The 26,331-nt window shown below is 61.3% G+C and carries 21 protein-coding genes; 5 read left to right on the forward strand and 16 right to left on the reverse strand.

What is annotated here, in order from left to right; translation table 11 throughout:
• A partial coding sequence (locus JWR14_RS16390) for an extracellular solute-binding protein (protein WP_299708579.1) occupies positions 1-512 on the reverse strand: 512 nt, incomplete at its 3' end.
• A gap of 187 nt (positions 513-699) precedes the next feature.
• Complete coding sequence (locus JWR14_RS16395) at positions 700-1,473, reverse strand: L-iditol 2-dehydrogenase (protein ID WP_299708546.1); 774 nt, start codon at positions 1,471-1,473, stop codon at positions 700-702.
• Between the two features lie 402 nt (positions 1,474-1,875).
• Between JWR14_RS16395 and JWR14_RS16400 the strand changes: the two genes are divergently transcribed.
• From JWR14_RS16400 to JWR14_RS16410, 3 genes are read left to right on the forward strand one after another with little or no spacing between them, the layout of a single operon-like run.
• Positions 1,876-2,772, forward strand: a complete 897-nt coding sequence (locus tag JWR14_RS16400; RefSeq protein WP_299708548.1) for a metal ABC transporter solute-binding protein — start codon at positions 1,876-1,878, stop codon at positions 2,770-2,772.
• 52 nt (positions 2,773-2,824) lie between these two features.
• Positions 2,825-3,742: an ABC transporter ATP-binding protein gene (locus JWR14_RS16405; protein ID WP_299708550.1), complete on the forward strand. Its 918-nt coding sequence runs from the start codon at positions 2,825-2,827 to the stop codon at positions 3,740-3,742.
• Entirely contained in the window at positions 3,735-4,517 is a 783-nt protein-coding gene (locus JWR14_RS16410) for a metal ABC transporter permease (RefSeq protein WP_299708581.1), read from the forward strand. Before JWR14_RS16405 ends, JWR14_RS16410 begins: the two co-directional genes overlap by 8 nt.
• A gap of 43 nt (positions 4,518-4,560) precedes the next feature.
• On the opposite strand, the gene fghA is transcribed toward JWR14_RS16410, so the two are convergent.
• The 4 genes from fghA to JWR14_RS16430 form a co-directional block, all read right to left on the reverse strand.
• Positions 4,561-5,406 carry an S-formylglutathione hydrolase gene (gene fghA / locus JWR14_RS16415; protein WP_299708551.1) on the reverse strand — a complete coding sequence of 282 codons (846 nt, stop codon included), beginning with the start codon at positions 5,404-5,406 and terminating at the stop codon, positions 4,561-4,563.
• A 77-nt stretch (positions 5,407-5,483) separates the two neighbouring features.
• Entirely contained in the window at positions 5,484-6,590 is a 1,107-nt protein-coding gene (locus JWR14_RS16420) for an S-(hydroxymethyl)glutathione dehydrogenase/class III alcohol dehydrogenase (RefSeq protein WP_299708552.1), read from the reverse strand.
• A 60-nt stretch (positions 6,591-6,650) separates the two neighbouring features.
• Positions 6,651-7,883 carry an AGE family epimerase/isomerase gene (locus tag JWR14_RS16425; protein WP_299708553.1) on the reverse strand — a complete coding sequence of 411 codons (1,233 nt, stop codon included), beginning with the start codon at positions 7,881-7,883 and terminating at the stop codon, positions 6,651-6,653.
• An 89-nt stretch (positions 7,884-7,972) separates the two neighbouring features.
• A complete protein-coding gene (locus tag JWR14_RS16430) occupies positions 7,973-9,403 on the reverse strand; it encodes an FGGY family carbohydrate kinase (protein ID WP_299708554.1) in 1,431 nt (476 codons plus the stop codon).
• Positions 9,404-9,782: 379 nt separating this feature from the next.
• Between JWR14_RS16430 and JWR14_RS16435 the strand changes: the two genes are divergently transcribed.
• The gene (locus JWR14_RS16435; protein ID WP_299708556.1) at positions 9,783-11,156 is read left to right on the forward strand and encodes a nucleobase:cation symporter-2 family protein; all 1,374 of its coding nucleotides are present in this window, start codon (positions 9,783-9,785) and stop codon (positions 11,154-11,156) included.
• 106 nt (positions 11,157-11,262) lie between these two features.
• Here the strand turns inward: JWR14_RS16435 and JWR14_RS16440 are convergent, their stop codons facing one another.
• The 3 genes from JWR14_RS16440 to JWR14_RS16450 are packed head-to-tail and all read right to left on the reverse strand — an operon-like array spanning position 11,263 to position 17,447.
• Positions 11,263-12,912, reverse strand: coding sequence for an efflux transporter outer membrane subunit (locus JWR14_RS16440; RefSeq protein ID WP_299708558.1), 1,650 nt, complete (start codon positions 12,910-12,912; stop codon positions 11,263-11,265).
• A gap of 1 nt (position 12,913) precedes the next feature.
• Positions 12,914-16,105 (reverse strand): efflux RND transporter permease subunit, encoded by a 3,192-nt coding sequence (locus JWR14_RS16445; RefSeq protein ID WP_299708560.1) that lies wholly within the window; start codon positions 16,103-16,105, stop codon positions 12,914-12,916.
• Between the two features lie 28 nt (positions 16,106-16,133).
• On the reverse strand, positions 16,134-17,447 hold the full coding sequence (locus JWR14_RS16450; RefSeq protein ID WP_299708562.1) for an efflux RND transporter periplasmic adaptor subunit: 1,314 nt from the start codon (positions 17,445-17,447) through the stop codon (positions 16,134-16,136).
• 450 nt (positions 17,448-17,897) lie between these two features.
• On the opposite strand from JWR14_RS16450, the gene JWR14_RS16455 reads away from it, so the two are divergent.
• Entirely contained in the window at positions 17,898-18,548 is a 651-nt protein-coding gene (locus JWR14_RS16455) for a TetR family transcriptional regulator (RefSeq protein ID WP_299708564.1), read from the forward strand.
• A gap of 18 nt (positions 18,549-18,566) precedes the next feature.
• Here the strand turns inward: JWR14_RS16455 and JWR14_RS16460 are convergent, their stop codons facing one another.
• The 7 genes from JWR14_RS16460 to JWR14_RS16490 form a co-directional block, all read right to left on the reverse strand.
• Positions 18,567-19,331 (reverse strand): SRPBCC domain-containing protein, encoded by a 765-nt coding sequence (locus JWR14_RS16460; protein WP_299708566.1) that lies wholly within the window; start codon positions 19,329-19,331, stop codon positions 18,567-18,569.
• Positions 19,332-19,431: 100 nt separating this feature from the next.
• A complete protein-coding gene (locus tag JWR14_RS16465) occupies positions 19,432-19,794 on the reverse strand; it encodes a DUF427 domain-containing protein (protein ID WP_299708568.1) in 363 nt (120 codons plus the stop codon).
• 262 nt (positions 19,795-20,056) lie between these two features.
• Entirely contained in the window at positions 20,057-20,488 is a 432-nt protein-coding gene (locus JWR14_RS16470; protein ID WP_366144550.1) for a carboxypeptidase-like regulatory domain-containing protein, read from the reverse strand.
• Between the two features lie 364 nt (positions 20,489-20,852).
• A complete protein-coding gene (locus tag JWR14_RS16475; protein ID WP_299708570.1) occupies positions 20,853-22,388 on the reverse strand; it encodes a DegQ family serine endoprotease in 1,536 nt (511 codons plus the stop codon).
• A gap of 54 nt (positions 22,389-22,442) precedes the next feature.
• A complete protein-coding gene (locus JWR14_RS16480) occupies positions 22,443-23,777 on the reverse strand; it encodes an ATP-binding protein (RefSeq protein WP_299708572.1) in 1,335 nt (444 codons plus the stop codon).
• On the reverse strand, positions 23,777-24,439 hold the full coding sequence (locus JWR14_RS16485) for a response regulator (protein WP_299708575.1): 663 nt from the start codon (positions 24,437-24,439) through the stop codon (positions 23,777-23,779). Before JWR14_RS16485 ends, JWR14_RS16480 begins: the two co-directional genes overlap by 1 nt.
• A 218-nt stretch (positions 24,440-24,657) precedes the next feature.
• Positions 24,658-26,331, reverse strand: a 1,674-nt coding sequence (locus JWR14_RS16490) for a family 20 glycosylhydrolase (RefSeq protein ID WP_299708577.1), incomplete at its 5' end; no start/stop codon positions are given.

Genomic DNA, 26,331 nt, shown 5'->3' on the forward strand with positions numbered 1-26,331 from the left:
TTGTCGGTGAGCTTGTCGGCGAATTGCTTGATCTGGTCGTAGGTCGGCTGGTCGGGCATCTTCAGGCCGGCGGCTTCGAACAGGTCCTTGCGGTAATACGTCATCGAGCTTTCAACGTAGAACGGCAACGCATACAACTGGCCGTTATAGGAGAGGCCGTCGCGAGCGGTCTTCACCACGTCGTCGAGATCGTAGCTGGCCGGCAGGTTTGTCATCGGTGCGAGCCAGCCGCGCTTGCCCCACTGCGGCGCTTCATACGTGCCGATCGCCATCACGTCGAACTGGCCGCTGTTCGTGGTGATGTCGGTGGTGGCGCGCTGGCGCAGCACGTTTTCTTCCAGAATGACCCACTTCAGCTGAATGTCCGGATTCGCTTTTTCGAATGCCGGCGACAGCTTCTTCAACTCGATCATGTCCGGGTTGTTAAGCGTCGCGATCGTCACGGTCGTGGCTTTTGCGGCAATTGGCGCAATCGCGGCAACGGCGAATGCAGCGAATGCGAGCGAGCGCATCGGCAGGTTCTTGAGGGTGAAGTTGGCGCGTTTCATGTTGTTTCGTCTCCTTTATCGTTAGCACGGGCGCTGGTCTTGCGTTGCGTTGCTTGAAGCAGTCGATACTCGGGTAGTACAGGTGTTGCTTTATTGATCTTCACTGCGGCGGCCTGGGATGCATATGTGCGTTTGTACGCATGCAAAGCCGTCAACTCATCCAGTTGCCGCCGTCCACGTTCAGTGTTTGTGCCGTGATGTAGTCCGAATCCGCCGAGACGAGGAACAGTGCCGCGCCAGTCAGGTCATTGGGCAGGCCCATGCGGCCGAGCGGCACGGCCTCTCCCACCAGCCGTTTCTTCTCGCCGAGCGGGCGGTTTTCGTACTTTGCGAAGAGCGCATCGACCGTCTCCCACATCGGGGTATCGACCACGCCCGGTGCGATGCTATTCACGTTGATGCCATGCTTCGCGAGCCCCAGCGCGGCTGATTGCGTATAGCTGATCACGGCGGCTTTGGTCGCGCAATAGTGGGAAACTAGCGCCTCGCCGCGACGCCCGGCCTGCGACGACATGTTCACGATCTTGCCGCCACGGCCCTGCTCCACCATGCGTTGCGCCACGAGCTGCATCAGGAAGAACATGCCCTTCACGTTGACCGAGAAGAGGCGGTCGAAGATGTCCCAGGATTCGTCGAGGATCGGGCGCATGTCGAAGAGCGCCGCGTTGTTGAAGAGGATGTCGATGCCGCCGAATTTATCGACGGTGCTGGAGACAATTCGCTCCAGGTCTTCGCGCTTCGTGACGTCAGCCTTCAACGCCAGCACGCGCCCCGCGCTCTCAGGGAAACGCTGCGCCAACTCGGTTTCGTCTTTCAGATCGACGACGACGACTTTCGCGCCTTCGTCCAGAAATCGTTTCGTGACCGCTTCGCCAATCCCGCTTGCCGCACCCGTCACGATTGCTACCTTGTCCTGCAGTCTCACGGCTGTCTCCGGTTTGTCTCTGATTCGCTTGCTTGAATTGCACACTTGAAATGCGTCACAGTGAGCGAACGCTCTTTGCGTGATCAATTGCTCTCTGTTTGGTCGAATGATCGGTGAGGCGTGAGGCGGTGTCAAGGCACGCCGTCATGTTTCGATGCTGCGGCGCGCAAAGCACCTCAAAACTGCGGGAAAACCCCAACCGGCGCGGGTTTGCGGGTATCTGAGGGCGTCAAGAAAGAGAGCTGGACATGCTTTTGTAATACGTCAGCGGATGCAACCCGGAGTGATACGTTATATCATCGCGATCGACTTGAATGGCCGCCACGCCTTTGCGGCAACCATGCAGAACACGAACGCTACGCACATCGTCAGCCTCTATTCACCTTCATTCCAGGAAACACCATGAGCAAACTTGCCGCTGCCGTCCTGACCTGCGCCGCCCTTTTATCTGCCAGCTTCTGCGGCACAGCCAGGGCGCAGACGGCGTCCACGGGCGTGGTGCCGGTGGTCGCGGCCGAGAATTTCTATGGCGATGTCGTCCGTCAGCTCGGCGGTAATCATGTTCAGGTGACGAGTATCCTGAGCAACCCCGACGAAGATCCGCATCTGTTCGAAGCCAGCCCGAAGACCGCGCGCGCGTTGCAGAACGCGGTGCTTGTCGTGTATAACGGCGCCGACTACGATCCGTGGATGGACAAGCTGCTGTCGGCATCGAAGGGCAAGGGGCGCACGACGATCGTCGCGGCGCAACTGATGGGCAGGAAATCCGGCGATAATCCGCATCTCTGGTATGACCCGGCGACCATGCCGACGGTGGCGAAAGCGGTGAGCGAATATCTGGTTCAGGCGGACCCGGCGCACAAGGCTGACTACGATGCGCGTCTCGCGACGTTCCTGGCATCGGTGAAACCTATCGACGACAAGGTCGCCGCGCTTAAAAGCCAATACAAGGGCGTACCCGTGACAGCAACGGAGCCGGTGTTCGGATATATGTCGGATGCGATCGGCCTCGACATGCGCAACAACCGCTTCCAGCTCGCCGCGATGAACGACACGGAACCGAGCGCAACGGATATTGCTGCGTTCGAAAAGGATCTGCGCGAGCGTCGCGTACACGTGCTGATCTATAACAGCCAGGCGACGGAAGCACTTACGAAACGCATGTTGAAAGTGGCCCACGATTCACACGTGCCGAGCATCAGCGTCACCGAGACGCTGCCCGCCGGCAAGACCTTCCAGACATGGATGACGTCGCAGCTCGACGCGTTGTCGGTTGCGCTGCAGGGAAAGACACAATGACGGGATGTGGCAATAGAACGATCAGAGCGTGCGCGCTTTCGGGCGCGTTGCAATGACGGCTCCGGACGCGGGTTCAGCGCGCGTTAAGGCCGGCGCGCTGGAAGTCGAGCATGTCGCGCTCGAGCTCGGCGGACGGTCGATCTTGAAGGACGCCAGCTTCAGCGTCGCGGCGGGTGAGTTTATCGGCGTGCTGGGTCCGAACGGTGCCGGCAAGACCACATTGATGCGCGCGATGCTGGGCCTGCTGCCGTTATCGAAGGGAACGATTCGCGTGAACGGCGCGGCGGTCGTGCGAGGTAATCCGTCAGTGGGCTACATGCCGCAAACGCGCAGCGGTCTTGCCGGACGGCATCTGCGCGGCCGCGACTTCGTCGCGATGGCCGCCGATGGTCATCGCTGGGGCCTGCCACGCGCGAGCGCCGCAGCGCGTGCCGATGTCGATCGCGTACTCGATCTGGTCGGCGGACGCGCGCTCGCTACGCGGCCGTTGTCCGAGTTGTCGGGCGGCGAACGGCAGCGTTTGTTGCTCGCTCAATGCCTGCTCGGCGACCCGAAACTCCTGCTCCTCGATGAACCCCTGATCAGCCTCGATCCGCGACATCAAACCGGCGTGGTCGATCTCGTGCGAAGCGTGCAGCGGGAACTTGGCATTACCGTGCTGTTCTCAGCGCACGAACTGAATCCGCTGCTCAATTCCATCGACCGTGTGCTGTATCTCGGCAATGGCCGCGCGGCGCTCGGTACGATCGATGAAGTCATCACGAAGCCGGTTTTATCGCAGCTATATGGATCGCCCATCGACGTGATGCGCGTGAACGGCCGCATCTTCGTAATGGCCGGCGACGTGGAAGTCGACAAGCTCGATCACGCGCACGAGGACGGTCCCGAAGGCCATTCTCATTCCCACGATCATGATCACGGCCATAGCCATGGTCATCACCACACCGGAAAGCATTCCCACGATGTTTGAATACGAGTTCATGCAAAACGCCTTCGCGGCGTCGGGGATTGTCGCGGTGCTGGCGGGCGTGGTCGGCTACTTTCTTGTGTTGCGCGGTCAGACGTTCGCGGGGCACGCGTTATCGCACGTAGGTTTCACCGGCGCGACCGGCGCCGTGCTGGTCGGCATGTCGCCGCTCTGGGGCATGATTGGCTTTACGCTTGCAGCCGGTATCGGCATGGGCGCGCTCGGCGAAAAGCTGACGGGACGCGATGTCGCTATCGGCGTGATCCTGACGTTGTCGCTGGGTTTCGGCTTGCTGTTCCTGCACTTCTTCACCGCCTACGCCAGCCAGGCGACTGCACTGCTGTTTGGCAACGTGCTCGGCGTGAGCCATGAAACGCTGGTCGTACTGGCCGGGCTCGCGGTGGTCAGCCTTGGCGCGCTCGCGGTCATCATGCGGCCGTTATTGTTCGCGTCGCTGCAACCGGAACTGGCCGAAGCCAAAGGGGTGTCGCTGCGCCTCGTGTCCATCCTGTTTCTCGCGATCACGGCGCTGGCGGTGGCGGCATCCACACAGATAGTCGGCGTATTGCTCGTCTTCGCGCTGATGGTGGGACCGGCGGCGGCGGCGCAAAACGTGGCGACGCGGCTGTCGACGGGCGTGCTGCTCTCGGCGGTTTTCGCGCTGGTGCAGGCGTGGTTGGGATTGACTCTGGCGTATTACACGGACTGGCCGACCAGCTTCTGGATCACGATCCTGGCGGCGGGGGTTTATGGGTTGAGTTTGCTGGGGCGAAAATGAATCAAAAGCGGAAGCACATCACGCGCTTCCGCTTGACTCACTCTCAGGCACACAACGTCCGCGCATGAAACGTAATATGCTCGCCGATAAACGTCGAGATGAAGTAATACCCGTGGTCATAACCTTCATGCCTGCGCACGGTCACCGTCTGGCCTGCCGCCTTCGCCGCCGCTTCGAATAACTCCGGATGCAATTGCGCTGCGAGGAAGTTATCGGCGAGACCCTGGTCGATCAAAATCCCCGCTTCAAATTTCGACACCGCCGTCTTCACCAGTTCGCTCGCGTCATACTGCTTCCACGCTTCCCGATCCTCGCCGAGATAGCCAGAAAACGCCTTCACGCCCCAAGGGCATTGCGAAGGCGCGGCGATCGGCGCGAATGCGGAAACCGACTTGTAAATACCCGGGTTCTTCAGCGCGAGAACCAGCGCGCCGTGGCCACCCATCGAGTGTCCGAAAATTCCCAGCCGATCCTCACGCACCGGCAATTCAGCAAGCACCGCTGCGCGCAAGTCCTGCGTCACATACGAGTACATCCGGTAATTGCGCGCCCACGGTTCCTGCGTTGCATCGACGTAAAACCCCGCACCCACACCGAAGTCCCACGCCGCGCTTTCGTTCGGTACGCCCGCACCACGCGGGCTCGTATCCGGTGCAATAAGCGCGATGCCGTGCTCGGCCGCATAACGCTGCGCGCCGCCCTTGATCGGAAAGGTCTCCTCCGTACAAGTGAGGCCCGCGAGATAAAACAATGCGGGCACTTTTCCCGTCGATGCCTCGGCCGGCAAGAACACCGAGAATCGCATCGGCAAGCCGATCGATTGCGAGTCGTGTTTATAGGTTCGCTGCACGCCGCCGCAGCACCGATGTTCTTCCACAAGTTCCAGCATTGCTTCACCTCTTCTTTTTTCGCCGAGGCAGCGCGCCGTCTTTGGCACGCACGCCACCTCAGCTCGCGCATAGCTTCTTAATACAACACAACCGAGCGGATCGACTCGCCCTTCTTCATCAGGTCGAAACCTTCGTTGATGCGTTCCAGCGGCAGCGTGTGCGTGATCAGGTCATCGATATTGATCTTGCCTTCCATGTACCAGTCGACAATCTTCGGCACATCGGTACGCCCACGTGCACCACCAAACGCCGAGCCCTTCCATTCACGGCCTGTGACCAGTTGGAACGGCCGTGTGCTGATCTCTTCGCCCGCCGCCGCCACGCCGATGATGAACGACTGGCCCCAGCCCTTGTGCGTGCATTCCAGCGCCTGGCGCATCACCTTGGTATTGCCGATACATTCGAACGAATAGTCCGCGCCGCCATCAGTCAACTGCACGATGTGATCAACAACATTCGGCACTTCGTTCGGGTTGATGAAGTGCGTCATGCCAAACTTCTTCGCCAGCTCAACGCGGCGCGGGTTCAGGTCGACGCCAATGATCTTGTCGGCTCCGACCATCTTCGCGCCCTGGATCACGTTCAAGCCAATGCCGCCCAGCCCGAACACCACCACGTTCGCGCCGGCCTCGACCTTCGCCGAATACACGACCGCGCCCACGCCCGTGGTCACGCCGCAGCCGATATAGCAAATCTTGTCGAAGGGCGCATCTTCACGCACCTTCGCCACCGCGATCTCCGGAACCACGATGTAGTTCGAAAACGTCGATGTTCCCATGTAATGGAACAACGGCTTCCCGCCGATGGAAAAGCGCGACGTGGCATCCGGCATCAGGCCGCGGCCTTGTGTCGAACGAATGGCCTGGCACAGATTGGTCTTGCGCGACAGGCAGAACTTGCACTGCCGGCACTCGGGCGTATAGAGCGGAATGACGTGATCGCCCTTCCTCAGCGTGCCCACGCCCGGGCCGACATCGACCACGATACCCGCGCCTTCATGCCCGAGAATTGCCGGGAAAATGCCTTCCGGATCCGCGCCCGAGAGGGTGTAGTAGTCGGTGTGGCAAATGCCGGTCGCCTTCACTTCGATCAGCACTTCACCGGCGCGCGGCCCTTCGAGATCCACTTCCTCGATGGTGAGCGGCTTTCCGGCTTCCCATGCAATGGCGGCTTTGGTTTTCATATCTGGCTCCTTTCGTTTGATCGTTGATTCAGAGTGACTGGCAGGCGATACGTCACGGCGTCACGGGACGACGTTTAGTACTTCGTAGCATGCGCCCATGGTGTGATAGTCGACCTTGCCGGCCGGGCTTTTTTCGTTGCTGTATTTCGTGTTGTCGCGAGCGAGTATCCGGTACCACGCGCCCCATTTGTGATCGACGAAGTGGTCCCAGCTATACGTCCAGAGACGCTCGTAATCGTTCCAGTACCGCGCGGCCGCGACCTTGTCGCCGGCTTTCGCGGCTTGATCGGCGAGCAACGCAGCGGCGGCCAATGACTCAGCCTGGACCCAGAAGTACTTGTCCTCGTCGTAGAAGTCGCCTTTGATGTCGAAGCCGTAAACCATCCCACCGTGCTCGTGGTCCCACGACAAATCCAGCGCACGATCAAACAGTTCCCGTGCGCGCGTGACGTGCCACGGATCCGGACGATGACGGTCCAGAATCAACAGCAGCTTCGCCCATTCCGTCTGATGGCCCGGCTGGAATCCCCATGGCCGGAAGATGTTGGTCTTGTCGCCCTTGTTGTATTCCCAGTCCACCGACCAGTCCGGCTTGTAGTGCTCCCAGACGAGGCCGCCGGCGAGCGTAGCCTGACGGTTCACCATGTTATCGGCGAGCAGCGCGGCACGGTCCAGATAACGCACATCCTGCGACGCTTCGAACGCAGCGAGCATCGCTTCGCAGGCATGCATGTTGGCGTTTTGTCCGCGATAGTCCGATACCACCCAGTCCGCGCTTGCCTCATCTTTGTACAGGCCGTGAGCCGCGTCCCAGAAGTGCGTTTCCATCAGGTCCCAGGTTTCCTCCAGGTACCCGCGCGCTTCTTCGAAGCCTGCTTCCAGCGCCTTCGCGTACGCCAGCACGACGAACGCGAGACCGTAGCAATGGTTGGTAGCGTCGGTAACGTCGCGGCCGTCGAGCGTCCACGCATAACCACCGGTCTGCGGATTCCGATGAAACTCGCGCAAGTATTCAATGCCATGCAGGACGCCGCCGCGATACTCATCGAGGCCGAAGTGCTTGTACGCCATTGCATAGTTAAAGACGAAGCGCGTGCTCGACACCAAATGCCGCGACTTGCGGTCGTAGATCGTGCCGTCATCCTTGTAGAAATGATAGAAACCGCCCGCCGGGTCCATGCAGTGCGGGTGATAAAACGTCATGGTCCGCAACGCGTGATCGAGCAGGAACTCACGCGAGCGAAAGTCGGGATGGTCAGGATGTGAAGTCGAGGGCGTGGTTGGTTCGGACATATTTCGTATGAGGCTCTTCGTGCTGTCTCGTGGATTCTCGTGGATTCGCTTGGGCGAGCGTTAGTGTAAGCGGAGGTCGAAAAGCTGGGTTAAAACCAGCTCGCGTTACGCTGGTATAAATCGATGAAACGCGTATGACGAAACGCCAGATCCGCGTCGTTACCTGCGCCACCCGGTGATGCAACCAGCGTTGCCGATGGCGCCAGCGCCGCCAGATCCGCAGCATGCCAGGACCCGAGCGCGATACCGCTCAGGATTGCCGCGCCGCGCGTCGCCGCATTCGGGCAATCGACCGCGTGCAGTTCGGCGTCGAGCGCGTCGGCCAGAAGTTGCCGCCAGCGCGGATCAATTGAACCACCACCGGCAAGCCGCAGGGTCCGTACCGCGGCGGAGGGTCCGGCGTTCAGACGAATGGCATCGAGGCCGGCGCGCAGCGCGAACGCCACGCCTTCGAAGGCCGCGCGCATCATCGTGCCGCGTGTGTCGCCGAGACCAAGGCCAAGCCATCCGCCCTTAGCCGATGGATTCATCCACGGCGAACGCTCACCGCTCACATACGGCAAGAACGTCAAGCGCGTGGACGCCGCCGCGCTGAACGCGTCGTCATAAGCGCTCGGCCAGTTCGTGTAGCCGAGCCAGCCGCGCACCGCTTCAAGCGCCACGCCCACGTTCTGCATTGCAGCCATCCGATACCACTGGTCAGTCGCCGCACGATACGCGTGCAGGCCAACAACCGAAGCGGGCACATCCGTCGATATCACCACGATCTGGCCACCGCTACCGGTGGTCAGCAACGCGTCCCCGTCGGCCGAGAGACCGCTGCCGAGCGCGGCGCACGCGGTGTCACCCGCGCCCACGGCCAGCACGATGCCCGCGCGCAGGCCGAGCAGTTTCGCGCCTTCGGCGTTTAGCGTCCCAGCCGCTGCATACGATGGCGCAAGCGGCGCAAACCACTCCCGCCGCAACCCGATTTCCGCGATGAGCGCGTCATCCCATACGCCCGAAGGTTCAGCAAGCGCGGTGGCGCACGCGTCCGACGGATCGGTGCAGACTTCGCCGCCCAACGCCGTGCGCAGCCAGTCTTTGGGCTGCAACGCCCAGCGCGTCTTGCTCATCACCGCAGGTTCGTTCACAGCAAGCCAGCGCAGCAAAGGCCCCGCCATGCCGGGCGCGACAGGATTCGTTTGCGGCGCCGGCCACGCGTCAAGCAAATCGAGCGCGCGGGTATCGGGCCATAACATTGCGGGACGCAGCGCCTGGTTGTTCTCATCGGTGACTACAACGCCATGCATCTGCCCCGAAAAACCGATCGCATTCACCCGCTCGCGCTCATGGGCGGGGAGGCGTGCGGCTGCGTCGCGCAGTGCATTCCACCAGCATTCCACGGGCGTTTCCGCCCAGCCGGGAAAGGGCGTGGTGACCGCGTACGCGACGGCGGCGACAGCACGCTCGTGACCGTTTTCATCGACGATAGCGAGTTTCAGCGATGCCGTGCCCAGATCGATGCCAAGAAATCGCATGGAGATTCGCAGAAAAAGTGAGCGGTAAAAACGGGGTGCGACGGGTTTACCCGCTGCCCGCGCCGCGTCTCTGGAAAAGAGACTATGCGGCACGGCAGATAACCATCATAACCACGCGTCGTATCTGGACGCCTTGGCAAGCGCGACGCAAATCGTCGTTCGCCCGCCAGCCGTGGCTTCACGACGCCAGACGCGATCTTAAGGCACTCGCGGCATATCAACATGGCTAAGGGGGCCATACGCCAACGTCGACTTGTTCTCGCTTTTTACGCCACGTACCTTGAATGACCAATTCGAGGGACACACTCGGATCAACGCAAACAACTTGCATGGGACCGGAGCGGCGCTAAATCCGGTCAACATTGGAGACAGAAACGACATGGCATCCACCCAGGTTCATCCGTGCGACGAGCGGTTACCTACCGCTCAGTTGCTTACACTCGGCATTCAACACGTACTCGTAATGTACGCAGGCGCCGTCGCGGTCCCGCTGATCCTCGGCGCCGCGCTCAAGCTGCCGAAAGACCAGATTGCGTTCCTCATCAGCGCCGACCTTTTCTCGTGCGGCGTCGCGACGCTGATCCAGACGCTAGGCCTTTGGATCTTCGGCATTCGCCTGCCGGTCATCATGGGTTGCACATTCGCCGCCGTCGGTCCAATGGTCGCCATCGGCACGAATCCGGGGCTCGGCCTCCTCGACGTATTCGGTGCGACCATCGCAGCGGGCATTGTGGGGATTTTTCTCGCGCCGATGATCGGAAAGTTGCTGCGATTCTTTCCGCCCGTGGTGGTCGGCACGGTGATCGCGGTGATCGGTTTGTCGCTGATGGAGGTGGGCATCAACTGGGCAGCGGGTGGCGTCGGCAACCCCGAGTATGGCAATCCGGTTTATCTGCTTCTGGCGCTTGTCGTGCTCACGCTGATCCTGATGATCAACAAGTTTGCACGCGGGTTTATTGCGAACATTTCGGTGTTGCTCGGCATCGTGGCGGGGTTCGGGATTGCCATGTCGCTTGGACGCGTCGATCTCAACGGGGTGACGAGCGCGCCCTGGGTCGGCATCGTGCTGCCGTTTCACTTCGGCCTTCCGCACTTCGACCCGCTGTCCATCGCAACCATGATCATCGTCATGTTCGTGACGTTCATTGAATCGACGGGCATGTTCCTGGCCGTCGGCGACATGGTCGAGCGTCCCGTCGATCAGGATGCGCTCGTGCGCGGACTGAGAGTGGATGGACTAGGGACGCTGATTGGCGGGATCTTCAACTCGTTTCCGCATACGTCGTTCTCGCAGAACGTCGGGCTGATCGGCGTAACAGGTGTGAAGAGCCGCTTCGTGTGTGCGACCGGCGGCGTGATCCTTGTCGCGCTCGGGCTGTTTCCGAAGATGGCGCAGGTCGTGGCGTCGGTGCCGCCGTTCGTACTTGGCGGCGCGGGCATTGTCATGTTCGGCATGGTCGCGGCGAACGGGATCAAGGTGCTGTCGAAGGTCGACTTCGTGAAGAACCATCACAACCTGTTTATCGTCGCGGTGAGTATTGGCCTGGGACTCGTGCCGGTCGTCGCCCCGAAGTTCTTCTCGCAGTTACCGCATGCGCTCGAACCTATTCTTCATAGCGGGATCTTGCTGGCGTCGGTGTCGGCGGTGCTGTTGAATATCGTGTTCAACGGCGTGAAAAAAGAACGCGATGCGACCTGCGCAATTCGTCATGCCGGAAGGGATTTCGATGGGACGGCGAAGGTGAAGCACTGAGGGAGTTCACGCAGAACTGAGAGATAACGAAACCGAAAAAAAGCCCCAATAAAAAAACCGCAGCCCAAAAAGGCTGCGGTTTTTCAACATCTGAACGACGTAGACCTTACCCCGCCGATCCCACTGTCTTTCCGTCGGCATCAACCTGCGGCTTTGCCGCTGGCACCAGATGCTGCACCGGCACCAGCTTCGCATGACCCGCCGAAGCAGAAGCCGAGCTGACCGTCGTACCAGAAGCGGCAGGAGCAGCCGCCGCCGTCGGCGTACCGATATCGCGGTAATCCGGCATGGAATCGGAAGGACGTGGCTGATCGCCTGCGTGCTCGATCCAGCCGCCACCCAGCTCACGATACAAATCGACGAGATTCGTCGCCCGGTTCAGCCGCGCCGTAATCAGCAACTGCTGCGCGGTGTACAGGTTCGTTTGGGCAGTCAGCACGGCGAGATAGTTGTCCACGCCGTTGCGATATCGCATATCCGACAGCTCCAGCCCACGAGCCTGCGACTTCACATACAACTGGAGCGCCTTGATCTGCTCGTCGTAGGTGCCGCGCGCGGCCAGCCCGTCCGCCACTTCGCGGAACGCCGTCTGGATCGCCTTCTCGTAATTCGCGATCTCGATGCGCTTCTGGATCTGCGCCAGATCCAGGTTGGCCAGGTTCGTGCCGCCCTCAAAAATCGGAATCGAGATTTGCGGTGCGAATGACCACGCCGCCGAGCCCGGCTTGAACAACGTGCCAAGCGAAGGCGCCAACGTTCCGAAGCTGCCCGTCAGCGAAACCTTCGGGAAAAACGCTGCACGCGCCGCACCGATGTTCGCGTTCGCCGCAAGCAGCGAACGCTCCGCCGACACAATATCCGGACGCCGCGTGAGCAGGTCGGAAGGCAGTCCGGCGGGGATATCGGTGAGCAGGTTCTGACTGTCGAGCGGCAAGCCCGGCGGCAGATCTGCCGGCAACGGTTCGCCGATCAACAGCACCAGCGCATTCTCGGCCTGCGCCCGCAGACGCAATTGCGACTGCAGGTTAGCGGCGGCCTGTTGCTGAATACCCTCTGACTGACGCACGTCGAGTTCGGTACCCACGCCGTTATCGAATTGCAGCTTCGTGATCCGATACGACTCGTCCGCCGTCTTCAACGTATTGCGCGTGACGGTGAGCTGATCGTCATCCGAGAGCATGGTCAGGTACTGGTCGGCGACTTGCGACACCAGCGAGATTTCCGCCGCCTTGCGTGTTTCCGCCAGCGCGAAATACTGCTCGAGCGCCTGGTCCTTCAAGCTCTGGATCCGCCCGAAGAAGTCAATTTCCCAGGACGCATTCACCCCGACCGAATACTGGTTCGAGATGGTCTGGTTAAAGAACGACAGGTCCTTCGGCGTGCGCTGCTTCGTCTGCGACCCGACTGCGTCGATCGTGGGCAGCAACTCGGCACGCGTGATCTGATACTGCGATCGCGCCGCTGCCACATTGAGCATGGACACACGCAGGTCACGGTTGTTCTTCAGCGCGATTGCAACGATCTGCTGCAAGCGTGCATCGACGAAGAAATCGCGCCAGCCGATATCCACCGCCGGCTTTGCCTGCGCGGAGCCACCTGCCACAGCCGACGACGCTGCGTCCGGTTGCCTGTCATAGATGCCGCCCGTCGGGAACGTCTGGTCGACGGGCGCCGCCGGGCGCTCGTACTTCGGCGCCATCGTGCAGCCAGCCGCAAAAAGCGCGACCGCTGCCGCCATCAAGGAGTGTTTTAGCATCTCAATGTCCTTCCTTGGCCGGAGCAGCCGTGCCACCTTGGCCACCATTGCCGCCGTTGCTGTCGCCGTCATGGCTGTGCTGCGGCGTACCCTTGTCGTGGCTGATTTTGCTGATCACCACAAAGAACATCGGGATCATGAAAATGGCCAGGAAAGTCGCGGTCAACATCCCGCCGATCACGCCCGTACCAATGGCGTGCTGGCTGGCTGAACCCGCGCCGTTACTGACCGCAAGCGGCAACACGCCGAGAATGAACGCCAGCGACGTCATCAGAATCGGGCGCAACCGCTGGCGCGCCGCTTCCATTGCCGCTTCCACCGTGGTCCTGCCCTGACTGCGCAGGTCGCGTGCGAATTCCACGATCAAAATGGCGTTCTTCGCCGACAACCCCACCGTAGTCAGCAAGCCGACCTGGAAGAACACGTCGTTTTCGAGCCCGCGCAAAGTAGCCGCGAGCAACGCGCCCAAAATACCGAGCGGCACGACCATGATCACCGAGAACGGAATCGACCAGCTTTCATACAACGCGGCAAGACACAAGAACACGACGAGGATCGAGATGCCGTACAAGATTGGCGCCTGCGAACCCGACTGGCGTTCCTGCAGCGACAAACCCGTCCATTCGTAGCCAATACCCGCCGGCAACTTCGCCGCGATTGCCTCGATGGCCTGCATGGCCTGACCCGTCGACTTGCCTGGAGCAGCCGCACCCTGGATTTCCACCGCGGAAATACCGTTGTAGCGTTCGAGCTTCGGCGAACCGTAGATCCATTCGCCTGTGCCGAATGCGCCGAACGGAACCATCGCTCCGGCCGTATTGCGCACGTACCACTTGTTCAGGTCTTCCGGGTTCATGCGGAATTGCGCGTCGCCCTGTACGTAGACCTTCTTGATCCGGTTATCGACGTCCAGGAAGTTATTCACGTACGACGAAGCCCAGGCGATCGAGAACACCTGGTCGATGGTCGCAGGCGACAGACCCAGCGCATTTGCCTTCTCGCGGTCCACGTTCACCTTGAACTGCGGCGTGTCGTTCAGGCCGTTAGGACGAACCTGTGCGAGCGTCGGGTCCTTCGCGGCCATGCCGAGCAGCATGTTGCGCGCTTCCATCAGCTTCGCGTGACCGACACCCGAGCGATCCTGCAACTCGAAGTCGAAGCCTGAAGCCGTACCCAGTTCCGGAATGGACGGCGGATTGACCGGGAAGATCATCGCGTCCTTGTAGCCCGCGAAGTGCCCGAACATGCGTCCGACCAACGCACCCACCTTCTGGTCCGCGCGCTGCCGCAGCCCGTAGTCCTTCATCCGCACGAACACGAGACCCGAGTTCTGGCCGCGGCCCGCGAAGCTGAACCCGTTCACGGTAAAGACCGCTTCGACGATGTCCTTCTGGTCAGTCAGCAGCCAGTGGGTTACATCGGCGAGAACCTTGGCCGTGCGCTCCTGCGTTGAACCTGCCGGCGCCTGCACGAGCACGAACATCGTGCCCTGGTCTTCATCAGGCAAGAACGACTTCGGCAGTCGGACGAACAGGAAACCCACCGCGACGATCACGACCAGATAGATGATCAGCCAGCGGCCCGAGCGCTTGATCACGTGCTCCACGCCGCTGTGATACTTGTCCTGGCTCTTGGCGAAAGTGCGGTTGAACCAGCCGAAGAAACCCTTCTTCTCGTCGTGATGACCCTTTTCGATTGGCTTCAGGAGGGTCGCGCACAATGCCGGCGTCAGAATCAACGCGGTCAGCACGGACAAGATCATGGCCGCGACGATGGTCAGCGAGAACTGCCGATAAATCGCGCCCACCGAACCGCCCGAGAACGCCACCGGCACGAACACGGCCGACAGCACGAGCGCCACGCCGACCAGCGCGCCGGTAATCTGATCCATTGCCTTGCGGGTGGCGTCCCTTGGAGAGAGTCCCTCCTCGGCCATCACCCGCTCGACGTTTTCCACCACCACGATGGCATCGTCCACCAGCAAGCCGATGGCGAGCACCAGCCCGAACATGGAGAGCGTATTGATGGAGAAACCCACCAGTCCCATGACCGCGAAAGTACCCAGCAGCACGACCGGCACGGCGATGGTCGGAATCAGCGTGGCTCGCAGGTTCTGCAGGAACAGGTACATCACCAGGAACACCAGCACGATCCCTTCGATCAGCGTCTTGACCACTTCCTCAATGGACAGCTTCACGAACGGCGTGGTGTCGTACGGATACTTCACGACGAGACCCGGCGGGAAGTACTTCGACAGGTCGTCGATCTTCGCCCGCACTGCCTTCGCCGTGTTCAGCGCGTTGGCGCCCGTGGCAAGCTGAATACCGAAACCGGCGGTCGGCTGACCGTTGTATTTCGTGTCGAAGTTGTAGTTCTCACCGCCCAGCTCGATACGCGACACGTCCTTCAGCCGCACTTGCGAGCCGTCCTGATTCACCTTCAGCAGGATGTTGCCGAATTGCTCAGGCGTTTGCAGCAGCGTGGCTTCCGTAATGGTCGCCTGCAGCATCTGGCCCGGCACCGCCGGCGTACCGCCCAGGCCGCCGCCTGCCACCTGCACGTTCTGCGCAGCGACAGCATTCGTTACATCGAGCGGCGTCAACTGGTAGTTATTCAGCTTGGTTGCATCCAGCCAGATCCGCATGGCGAATTGCGAGCCGAACAACGTCACCGTACCCACCCCGTCGATACGGCTGATCGGATCTTCGACCTTCGACGCCACGTAGTTAGCGAGGTCGTAACGACCCATGCTGCCGTCCGTGGAAACGAACGCCATCACCATCAAGAAGCTGCTGCTCGACTTCGTCACCTTGGAGCCAAGCTGCTGAACGGCTTGCGGCAAGAGCGGCGTGGCGAGTTGCAGCTTGTTCTGCACCTGCACCTGCGCGATGTCCGGATTCGTACCGGCCGCGAAGGTCAGCGTAATGGTGGCTGTGCCGGAGTCATCACTGGTGGAAGACAGGTACAGCAAGTGATCGAGGCCGCTCATCTGCTGCTCGATCACCTGCGTTACCGTGTTTTCCACCGTGCTGGCGGACGCACCCGGGTACGTAGCACTGATCTGAATGGCCGGCGGCGCAATGGTCGGATACTGCGCGACCGGCAAGGTGAAGATCGAAGCGATCCCCGCCAGCATCAGAATAATGGCGATCACCCACGCAAAAATCGGGCGATCGATAAAGAACTTTGCCATGAAACAGGCTCCCTTTTATTGCGCCTGATTACGCGCCTGATGCCGCGGATGCGGCCGCCGCGGAAGCGGCCGCCGGGGTGCCGGGTGCCGGATTGCTCGAAGCCGCCGCGCCGCTAGCGCCAGCGTCCGCTGCCGCCGGAGCTGCACCGGAAGCTGAGCCCGGAGCCGCGCCCGGAGCACCAGATGCCGCTTGAGCCGCCTGAGCCGGAAGCTGTGCATCGACAGCCTTCACGGTTGAGCCTGGCCGCGCTTTTTCCGTGCCTTGCACGATCACGCGATCGCCCGCGTTCAGGCCGCTATCCACGACCCACTTGTCGCCGTACGTACCCGACGTCACCAGCTGGCGCAAAGTCACCTTGTTGTCCGGACCGACCACCAGCGCCGTCGGCTGGCCCTTCTGGTCATGCGTCACGCCGACTTGCGGGACCACCAGCGCCTTGTCGTTCACGCCTTCGTCAATACGAGCGCGCACGAACATGCCCGGCAGCAGCACGCGATCCTTGTTCGGGAAAATCGCGCGCACCGTGACCGAACCGGTGCCCTGGTCCACGCTCACGTCGGAAAATTGCAACTTGCCCGCTTCCGAAAACGTGCGGCCGTCTTCCAGGATCAGCGTGACCTTGGCGGCGTTGACGCCACCGGTCTGCAAGCGGCCTTCCTGAATGTCACGGCGAAGCTTCAGGCCGTCCACGCTCGATTGCGTCAGGTCGACATAAACCGGATCGAGTTGTTGAATCGTGGTGAGCAACGTGGCGGCGCTAGCCTGCACGTAAGCGCCCGGCGTGACCTGCGACAAACCCGTGCGGCCCGCGATAGGCGACACGACGTCCGTATAACCCAGGTTGATCTGCGCAGTGTCGACAGCCGCCTTGCCCGACGCGACGTCGGCTACGGCTTGCCCTTGAGTCGCCACAGCGTTGTCGTAGTCCTGCTTGCTGACCGCATTCGCCGCGACGAGGATCTTGTAGCGCGCCGCCAGGGCGTTCTGCGTGACCACGTTGGCCTGCGCCTTGGCGAGTGTTGCCTTGGCGGTATTCAACGCTGCGATGTACGGTGCCGGATCAATCTTGTAGAGCCGCTGACCCGCTTTCACTTCTGCGCCTTCCGTGAATTCACGACGCAACACAATGCCGTCGACCCGTGCGCGAACCTGGGCGACGAGAAATGCGCTCGTGCGGCCCGGCAGTTCGCTCACGACAGGAACGGTGGTGGGCTGGACGGTGATGACCCCGACTTCGGGTGTCTGGGGCGGCGGTGCTGCTGGTTTTTGTCCGCAGGCTGCAAGAATCACGGCAGCCGTCGCGGCACTGATTAAGCGGAATGGAACCCGTTCGACGCGCATGGAGCGACCTCTGTCAAAGACTGAGATTGAAATAAGTGCGCGGCCGCCTTCTACGGGCGGGCCGCTACGAGCGTCAGGAGACGCTTACCAGTAGCCAATGGGCGCAAAAACCGGTGCCCCGACTTTTCATTCGTCCGCAGCGCCTGGGGCCGTCTCTGAGGACGGCTGCCGCTGACAACAGCCTTGGGAGGGCCACGCGGGCGGACGGCGGATTGAAAGCTGTGTCGGATATTAACCGGTCAGTGCTACTTGGGCTATCGTTGGACGGATGGTATTGTATATACATTCATGAACGAACGTAAAAGAGACGATCGTACGTGAACAAGAGCAGTGCGAGGGGAATCGTCTCGAAGGGCTCGCGAACGATGAACAAAAGCATGACGTCGCTGCAGTGCAATGTAAGACGGCGGTAAATCTATCGCTCGCAGGCTAGCTGGAACCCACGAACAAATGGTCAGACGAACCAAGGAAGAAGCGGCAGAAACGCGCAATAGTATTCTCGATGCAGCAGAGCGGGTGTTTTTCGAGAAAGGCGTTTCGCGTACCACGCTGGCAGACATCGCGCTGGAAGCCGGTGTCACGCGCGGCGCAATCTATTGGCATTTTGCGAACAAGGGCGATCTGTTCACGGCCATGTTCGACCGCAGCCTGTTACCGCTTGATGAGCTGGTCGAAGCGACACTCGACACCAAAGAGGCTGATCCACTCGGCCGGATCCGCGACATCTTCATCTGGTGCATGCGCAATATCGCGCTCGACGAGCAGCGCCGGCGCGTGTTCGACATCCTGTTCCTGAAATGCGAATTCGTGGAAGACATGGGGCCGGTGCGCGAGCGGCATCAGACGAACATGCGCGAGGGGAAAGAGAAGATCGAACGCGGACTGCGCAATGCGGTGGATAAAGGCCAGTTGCCGGCCATGCTCGATACGCACCACGCCACCACCATCCTGCATGCGCTCTTCACGGGCATTCTCTACGATTCCCTTATGTGGCCCGAGAGCATCGACCTCAAGAATGATGCGGAACGCCTGATCGATTCCTGTTTCGACGTCATGCGCTACAGCCCTCACATGCTGCTGCGCCCCGGCGAACCCGCGTAGCCGGGTATGGCCACGGTGCTATCGCAGACCGTAGCGTTGCGCGAGAAACAGGAATATGGCAACACAGCAGACCATCGCGGCCCACGCCCAGGCGGGCAAGCTGTGCGGATGCGGATGGCGAGGTGCATGACCCGGCAACCGGTGCCGCAAAACGCCGCCAATAGCGTCGGCCGTCGCCGCCGCGCGGGATTTTTGCGCTGCGGGAGTGCCGTGACGCGCAAATGCTGCCGACATGGAGATCGGCCGCAAGAACACATGGCGACGCGAGACGGCGGGTTTGGGCACAACTGCGGACGGCTCGCCATGCTTCGCGCGTACGACTTCGCAGAATTCGATAAAAAAATCGTCGGCAACTTCACGCAGCGAGTTTTCGATCTGGCGTGCCGGCAAACCTGCAAGCGGCCCGGTGAGCGTCGCCCAGACGGTGTATTCAATCCACGTCGATGCGCCGTTCGCATCCGGGATCAGCGCCACTGCGATTTGTCCGCGCAACGACCCCACGCCTTCACCGCGCGCCTTGAAACTGAGGGTTTGCGCGTCGACATCGCCGGATTGACCGTCATGGCGCGGCAAACGGGTTGCGTCGGCAACGTGTGCCCGGATCGCGTAGTGCGCCCGCAGCGCGCCAAGCGGCACCGTCAACCTCAACGTGTATTCGCCACCGGCAAGACGCACCAGCGATTCGCAGTTATCGATGCTCGCGCGCACCAGCGCAAGATCTCCCAACGCCTCGCGCACCTGAGCGGGTTCGAGCGGAATGCGTAAAGCATCGGCTACTTCCATCGGGCCCTCCCCCAATGTCGACCAGAGTTGGCGTGTCGGCGCTTGCTCTGGTCCCATGCAAGTCGCATGGCGCCCACTGTCTTGATATTGACCTGGCGTTTCAGGTACCGGCCGTCTCGTCGATACGATCGACTCGCGACGGATAAAACGCCAGATAACTTTTAATTTGCACGACGCCTTCTTTCGGCTGCTCGTAACTCCAGACGGCATTCTCGATGGGACCGTCCTCCGTCAGCAGATGGTAGTACGTTGCGTCGCCCTTGAATGGGCAATGCGAGGTATGCGTGGATTTCGACAGGCGCGCCATGTTGACGTCGGCACGCGGGAAATAATGCACCGGATCGTGGCCTGTTTCGAACAGCGTCAAAGCCGCATGCGTGTCGGCGAACGTCACGCCCTGATGAATCACGCGATGGCGTCGCGTATTCAACGAGATCTCAATGTGATGGGTGTCGGTGCTCATCGCGCGCTCCCGGTACCAAAAAAACGAAACGGCCGCCGTCGCGTTTGCAGCAGCGACATAAAAAAGCCACGGGTTTTCCGGGACCCGTGGCTTTCATTATGAGACAACTTCGGGCTGCTTGTGCAAGCGCCGCTAACCTCTTTGGTACCTGCGCCACACTCTGGACCACATTTAGAGCAGCGCCGCAATCCTTTGTTCCCTATGCGGTTTTGCGTACGGTAGCTCACCGCGGCGCATGGTGCGTTTGATGAAGTTTGAACGCTTACTGCATGGCCCAGTGGAAATCCGCTTTGGCCTTACCGTTGCCGGCGACCGTCACCCCTTGCTTCTTTTCTGAATCCTTGTACCGGGCGTAAACCGTGTAGTGGCCCGGCGGCAGCTTCACCAGCATGTACGGGCCCATGGCGTCGGTCTTGAGCACCTCGGCGTTCTTTGCGTCGGCAATCCGCACGTGGACGTCAGAAAGGTAGTCCGACGTCGGCCCCGTGAAACGCAACGAGAGCGGCCAATGCGCCTGTTCGCGAATTAGCGCGTGCGATTCGTCCAGTCCCACGCCTCCGGATGTGAACGACACGTCGCCCTGGGTCTCGATCTGCGGCAGCCCACCGCCGTTCGTATTGCCGGCGCTGCTCGTGTCGCTCGTGCCCCCGCCCGTGGTCTGGGCGAACGCGCCGCCCGCCATGCCGAACGTCATCACCGCCGCCAGCACGGCAATGGACGCCTTTCTTGCGGCGGGCCGGTGACGCTCAGCTAACGTAGTTAGCGAGCCGGCGTTTGCGTCGACGTTTGCTTCAGTAATCGCTTCAATCGCTGCTTTAGTCGTCTTGGTCATCGTGATCAGCTCCTTATGGACTTCAGACGCCTTCATCGGCGTTCCGCTTGTCTCCCGCCGTCCAGCACGCGATGTTTTGGGCAGTCGGGCGAAAGCGGTTTGGGAGAGAAGCTAATCGCACGATTCGTGCCTGCATCCCACCCTATTTCCAGTGCGCCGCCATATGCTGCCAGGCGCCCTGTCTTGCACTGGCAGGTGTTCAGCCGACATTTACATCACACGGCAATCAACCGAGATCCACCGGCACGAAGATCTGCGCATCGTCGCGCTGGATCAGCAACGCGATGCTGTCGCCAGCGTGAGCCACCATCGTCTTCAATTGCTGCACGCTCGTTACCGGCTGGCCGTTGACCGCCAGGATCACATCGCCGGCCTGGATGCCCGCACTTTCCGCCGCGCCGCCCGACTGTTGCACGAGCAAGCCGCGCGACAGCGACGCACTCTGCTTCTCCTCAGGCGTCAGCGGTCGGACCGCGACGCCCAGCCGTGCATCCTGCGATGCCGAATCGGCTTGGTCCGCACCCTTGCCCGTGCTTGCGGTCTTGGCGTCGGACAAGGTGCCCACCGTCACGCTCAGGTCCTTCGTGGCCTTGTCGCGCCAGACCTGCACCTTGGTCGTGGTTCCCGGCGCGAGCGCCGCCACCTGCGACGGCAACGCGTTCGAATCTGCAACCGGCTGACCGTTGACCGAGAGGATAACGTCACCGGGCTGGAGACCTGCCTTCGCTGCCGGACCGCCCGCTTCAACCGAACTCACCAGCGCGCCATTCGGGCTTTGCAGGCCGAACGACTTCGCGAGCGTCTGGTCCATGCCCTGCACGGTCACGCCAAGACGGCCGCGATCCACGTGACCGGTCTTCACCAGCGCGTCTTTCACCTTCATGGCTTCATTGATCGGGATTGCGAACGAAAGTCCCTGGAAGCCGCCGGTCTGCGAATAGATCATCGAATTGATGCCGATCACTTCGCCTTGCAAGTTGAAGAGCGGGCCACCCGAGTTACCCGGATTCACCGGCACGTCGGTCTGAATGAACGGCGTGTAATTCTCGTTGGGCAACGAGCGCGATTTCGCGCTGATGATGCCGGACGTCACGGTGTTATCGAAACCGTAAGGCGAGCCGATTGCGACCACCCACTGCCCGACCTTGCTGCCATTCGGATCGCCAATCTTGACGATTGGCAGGTTCTTCGCGTCGATCTTCAGCACGGCGACATCCGACTGCTTGTCCGCTCCAACCACCTTCGCACGATATTCGCGCTTGTCGGTAGTCTTGACCGTGACCACGTTCGCACCATCGACCACGTGTGCGTTGGTCAGGATGTAACCGTCGCTGCTCACGATGAAACCTGAACCCAGGCTTTCGCTGGGGGTATCGGCGGCGTTCTGGCCGTCGTTGCCACCCATGCCCGGCACGCCATTACCGTAGAAATGCTTGAAGAACTGATAGAACGGATCGCTCGGATCGATCGGCAGTTGCGGATTGCCTCCGTTCGCGCCGCCGTTCATGCCATTACGGCGCGACGCGGTCTTCACCACGTGTTTCGCGCTGATGTTGACGACCGCCGGGCCATAGGTTTCGACCAGGCCGGAGAAATCGGGAATACCGGTCTTCGCAGCGGCTTCGGCCGGCATCATCGCGGCTTGTGCCGGCGCAATGACCTGCGGTGCCGGCACGTTGCGGTTGCCGGCTACGTAACCCGCCGACAAGGCGACGACAACGGCTATCGCAATGGCGCTGCGGGAAATGATCTTCGCTTTCATCGTGTGCTCCTCGGGGATGCGCTTCAGGATGAAACGAAGAGTACGGGGCGCCGCTTAAAGGGTACTTAAAGCGCCTTTTAAAGCAGAATTGAATTGAATAGAGACGAGCAAACCGCCGCTTTTCGATTCGGCGAGCGACACTTTCGCGTCATGCTGCATCGCGACCCGGCGCACGATCGCAAGGCCCAGACCGCTGCCCGCCACGTCGGTACGCGCCCGGCTGGATCCCGGTCCCACTCGATAAAACCGGTCGAACACACGCTCGCGTTCATCGGCGGGAATCCCCGGGCCCGTATCCGCTATCTCCACCGTGGGGTGGCCGCCTTCCACCTGCAAGCAGACGTCCACGCGGCCGCCATTCGGCGTGTATTTCGTGGCGTTATCGATGAGATTGTTGAACATCACGCGCAACGCATTGGCGTCGCCGGAGATGGTGGCCGGTTCGTTCGCTTCAATGCCCAGGTCAACGCCGCGCTGTTGCGCCACCAGCACGGATGCACCCACGCACTCGTCCAGCAGCGCGTGCAGGTCGACCGGGTTGGTCTCGCTCTTGCCGTCCGGTTCCGAGCGGGCGAGCGCCAGCAGTTGCTCGGCCAGACGCGTGGCGCGCGTGATACCCGCTTGCAAGTCGTCCAGCGCTTCCTTGCGCGACTCGTCGTCCTTCGCGCGCGCCACCAGTTGCGACTGGATCTGCACGGCGGCAAGTGGTGTGCGAAGCTCGTGGGCGGCGTCGGCGACGAAAGCCTTTTGGGTATCGAGCGCAGTCGCGAGGCGAGCGAGCAGCGCGTTCAACGCGCGCACGACGGGCACCACTTCTTCGGGTAAGCGGTTATCGGGTAAAGGCTCCAGCGCTTCAGGATGACGCGTGTCGAGCGCGCGTGTCACGCGCTGCAGCGGCGTCAACCCTCGCCCCACGATGATCCATATCGCCAGGCCGAGCAGCGGCAACAGCACCACGAGCGGCCACAAGGTTCGCCACGCGACTCCTGCTGCCAGCCGGTTGCGGATGGACAACGGCTGCGCAAGCTGGACGACGTTATCGCCAACAATGGCGCTGTAGACGCGCCATACGCCGCGCGGCGTGGCTTCGGTGGAAAAGCCCAGCTCTGCGTGCGGCGCCAGCGGCACGCGCGGGTGCGAGTAATACATGAGCACGCCGTTGCGGTTCCAGATCTGGATCACGACGCCTTCGTCGCTGTCACTGCGCGATTGCAGCACCGACGAAAACGGCTCCGACGGCAGCGCGGCTGCGATCTGTTCCAGTTGATAATCAAACAGTTCGTTCGCTTCGGCCAGCGCCTGACGGTAGATCAGCCAGCCCGCGAACCCCACGCCGACGATCACCAGTGCCAGCAGCCAGACCAGCAATTGGCGTCGAATGGAATGCATCAGGCTTCCTTCGACACCATGTAACCGAGTCCACGGACATTGCGGATAAGGTCGGGTCCAAGCTTTTTGCGCAGCGAATGGATGTAAACCTCGACCGTGTTGCTGCCGATTTCCTCACCCCAGCCGTAGATTTTTTCTTCAAGCTGACTCTTCGATAAAACCGCGCCCGGGCGCGCCATCAAAGCTTCGAGCAACGCGAATTCGCGGGCCGATAGAGCAACGGCGTTGCCCTCCAGCGTGACCTGATGACCCACCGGGTCCAGCGTTAATGTGCCGTGGCGAATCAGGGAGTCGCCGCGACCGGCGTGGCGGCGGATCAGGGCGCGCATGCGCGCGCCCAGTTCGTCGAGGTCAAAGGGTTTGACGAGGTAGTCGTCGGCGCCGGCGTCCAGACCTTTTACGCGGTCGGCAATGGAGTCACGGGCCGTGACGATCAGCACGGGCAGCGCGTTGCCTTTTGCTCTCAGGCTTTTAAGTACGTCGAGGCCGTCGCGTTTCGGCAGGCCCAGGTCCAGCAGCATCAGATCGTAAGGTTCGCCGCCGACCGCAGTCAGGGCCGCCTCGCCGTCCTGCACCCAGTCCACCGCGAATCCGTCGCTGCGCAGCGCCTTGCGGACGCCTTCCGCAATCATTCTGTCGTCTTCTACCAGTAGGATTCGCATCGCTTTGGGTCACGGCTTGTCTTGGCTTTGCAGCCCGGACGACCATTCTAGCCGGGACGAGTTAACGCGGGCTTAAAAGGGCCTTAAGACGTAATGGCCGGATGCAGCCGAGTTTAGCGATGCGTACCGGATCGCAGATCGCCCCATCTTTCATCGTCCGATAGCGAAACCCCGACGTCGGCTGACGTCGGGTAACACCGGGAAAGCCAGTTCGCCTGTCAATCGACCTTAGCGATACCGGTATCGGCGGAGTTGAGCATGAGCGGTTGCGGCCGATATCCGACTCCCGCACGTTTCAGCTTGGCCAGCTCGCGCTGTTCCACGACGCTCGCAAAACCCTGCCAGTCACGCGCCAGCGCGAGCTTGTCCACGTGATCCGTTTCGCCCAGCTTGTAGCGTTCGCCCTCGCGGTACGGCAGCTCCCAGCCGGCCCGGTGCCACGCCCGTTCCGCCAGTGCCAGCAGACGCGGGTACACCATGTATTCAAACTGCTGGTCCGTGCGGATGATCTCGGCCCACGCCTGCCCTTGCATACCCTCGATACGCGCAGCCGGACCCTTGCTGGTCAACTCGAAGGGCTTGCCTTCGCGGTCGGGCATCACTTCCGCGTTCTGCGGCAGATTATCGGGCGCAAGCGTGAAGACCTTAAAACTGTCGGTGGCACGCGACCCCCAGTAATAACCGCGCTCATGCGGATCGAGCGTATAGGGGAAATCGAAATACAAGTAATCCGGCAACGCCAACACCGTCCTATAACCCTTCGCGCTCCAGGCTTGCGTTGTTTCGGCTCCGCCCCAGAAGAGTGTGTCCCACATCGTCACCATCACGTTCTTTGTCGCGAAATCGTGCGGGCCGCTGGCATGTTTCAGTCCATCCTGCCACGCCGCCATGGTGTCGATGCCATTGGCATTCACGAGCGTGCTGACCTGACGGGCAAACCTCGATGGCAGCTCGTCCACTGAGCTCACACCACTCTGCCGCAGCAGGGCCTCGCACATCGGCGAGCGCGCCCACGGTTTGTCCTGCGCAGCCATATCGATGCGCCCCTTGCCAGCATCCGACCCGTCGCGCGACTGGAAACCGGCTCCAAGCAAAATGTTCTTCGCTTCATCGCCGCCGAAATGCCACGTTGATAAGGGCACCTGCGCCTCGCGATGCATTGCGGCAATCTCGCCGATCACCTTGCCGGAAAAATTCAGCGCGCCGCTTGAACAGGGGTTCAGATAACTGCGCCGATCGTAGAACTGCACCGAAAGGGTTTGCGACGTGTCGTCGGGGTCCAGCAGCCGAAATGCATTCGCGTCCTGCTCACGGCCCAACGCGTGCAGCCGTTTGTATCGGGCTTCCATGGCGACCACGGCTGCACGGGCATGAGCAGGCATATCGATTTCGGGAATAACCTCGACGAAACGATCGCCGGCGTAACGCAGCAGCGCGATGTAGTCAGCACGGCTCAGGTAACCACCACCTGAACGGTTGTCCGGGCCGGAGGCGAGCTGAGGCAAGAGGCAACGCTCTTCGTCGGGATCGTGACATCGTTGTGCGCCGATCGCCGTCAGTTCCGGCAGTCCCGGTATCTCGATCCGCCAGCCTTCGTCATCGGTTAAATGCAGGTGTAGACGGTTCAGCTTGTAAGCGCTCATCTGGTCGATGAGACGGCGCAGCGTGGCAGGCTGCCGGTAGTTGCGAGCGACATCAACATGCATTCCCCGATACCCGAAACGCGGAGCGTCCTCGATGGTCATGGCGGGAATCCGGCCACCGCCGGCAGGCGTCAGCGACAACAGGGTCTGCACGCCATAGTAGAGACCCGCTGTGTCGTAGCCTTCGACCATCGCACCGGTGCGCGCGATCCGCAGCCGGTATCCGCCCGGCACGGCGATGTCGGCAGG

The sequence above is a fragment of the Caballeronia sp. genome (genome assembly GCF_028292365.1).
In the GTDB taxonomy this organism is placed as follows: domain Bacteria; phylum Pseudomonadota; class Gammaproteobacteria; order Burkholderiales; family Burkholderiaceae; genus Caballeronia.

Excerpts from the sequence above, each read along its gene's own strand:
- JWR14_RS16440 (WP_299708558.1), bottom strand. The coding sequence starts at position 12,912 with ATGCTAAAACACTCCTTGATGGCGGCAGCGGTCGCGCTTTTTGCGGCT.
- JWR14_RS16430 (WP_299708554.1), bottom strand. The coding sequence starts at position 9,403 with ATGCGATTTCTTGGCATCGATCTGGGCACGGCATCGCTGAAACTCGCT.
- JWR14_RS16460 (WP_299708566.1), bottom strand. The coding sequence starts at position 19,331 with ATGGAAGTAGCCGATGCTTTACGCATTCCGCTCGAACCCGCTCAGGTG.
- JWR14_RS16445 (WP_299708560.1), bottom strand. The coding sequence starts at position 16,105 with ATGGCAAAGTTCTTTATCGATCGCCCGATTTTTGCGTGGGTGATCGCC.
- JWR14_RS16400 (WP_299708548.1), top strand. The coding sequence starts at position 1,876 with ATGAGCAAACTTGCCGCTGCCGTCCTGACCTGCGCCGCCCTTTTATCT.
- JWR14_RS16410 (WP_299708581.1), top strand. The coding sequence starts at position 3,735 with ATGTTTGAATACGAGTTCATGCAAAACGCCTTCGCGGCGTCGGGGATT.
- JWR14_RS16420 (WP_299708552.1), bottom strand. The coding sequence starts at position 6,590 with ATGAAAACCAAAGCCGCCATTGCATGGGAAGCCGGAAAGCCGCTCACC.
- JWR14_RS16470 (WP_366144550.1), bottom strand. The coding sequence starts at position 20,488 with ATGACGTTCGGCATGGCGGGCGGCGCGTTCGCCCAGACCACGGGCGGG.
- JWR14_RS16425 (WP_299708553.1), bottom strand. The coding sequence starts at position 7,883 with ATGTCCGAACCAACCACGCCCTCGACTTCACATCCTGACCATCCCGAC.
- JWR14_RS16450 (WP_299708562.1), bottom strand. The coding sequence starts at position 17,447 with ATGCGCGTCGAACGGGTTCCATTCCGCTTAATCAGTGCCGCGACGGCT.
- JWR14_RS16465 (WP_299708568.1), bottom strand. The coding sequence starts at position 19,794 with ATGAGCACCGACACCCATCACATTGAGATCTCGTTGAATACGCGACGC.
- JWR14_RS16455 (WP_299708564.1), top strand. The coding sequence starts at position 17,898 with ATGGTCAGACGAACCAAGGAAGAAGCGGCAGAAACGCGCAATAGTATT.
- JWR14_RS16405 (WP_299708550.1), top strand. The coding sequence starts at position 2,825 with ATGACGGCTCCGGACGCGGGTTCAGCGCGCGTTAAGGCCGGCGCGCTG.
- JWR14_RS16480 (WP_299708572.1), bottom strand. The coding sequence starts at position 23,777 with ATGCATTCCATTCGACGCCAATTGCTGGTCTGGCTGCTGGCACTGGTG.
- JWR14_RS16485 (WP_299708575.1), bottom strand. The coding sequence starts at position 24,439 with ATGCGAATCCTACTGGTAGAAGACGACAGAATGATTGCGGAAGGCGTC.
- JWR14_RS16475 (WP_299708570.1), bottom strand. The coding sequence starts at position 22,388 with ATGAAAGCGAAGATCATTTCCCGCAGCGCCATTGCGATAGCCGTTGTC.
- fghA (WP_299708551.1), bottom strand. The coding sequence starts at position 5,406 with ATGCTGGAACTTGTGGAAGAACATCGGTGCTGCGGCGGCGTGCAGCGA.
- JWR14_RS16435 (WP_299708556.1), top strand. The coding sequence starts at position 9,783 with ATGGCATCCACCCAGGTTCATCCGTGCGACGAGCGGTTACCTACCGCT.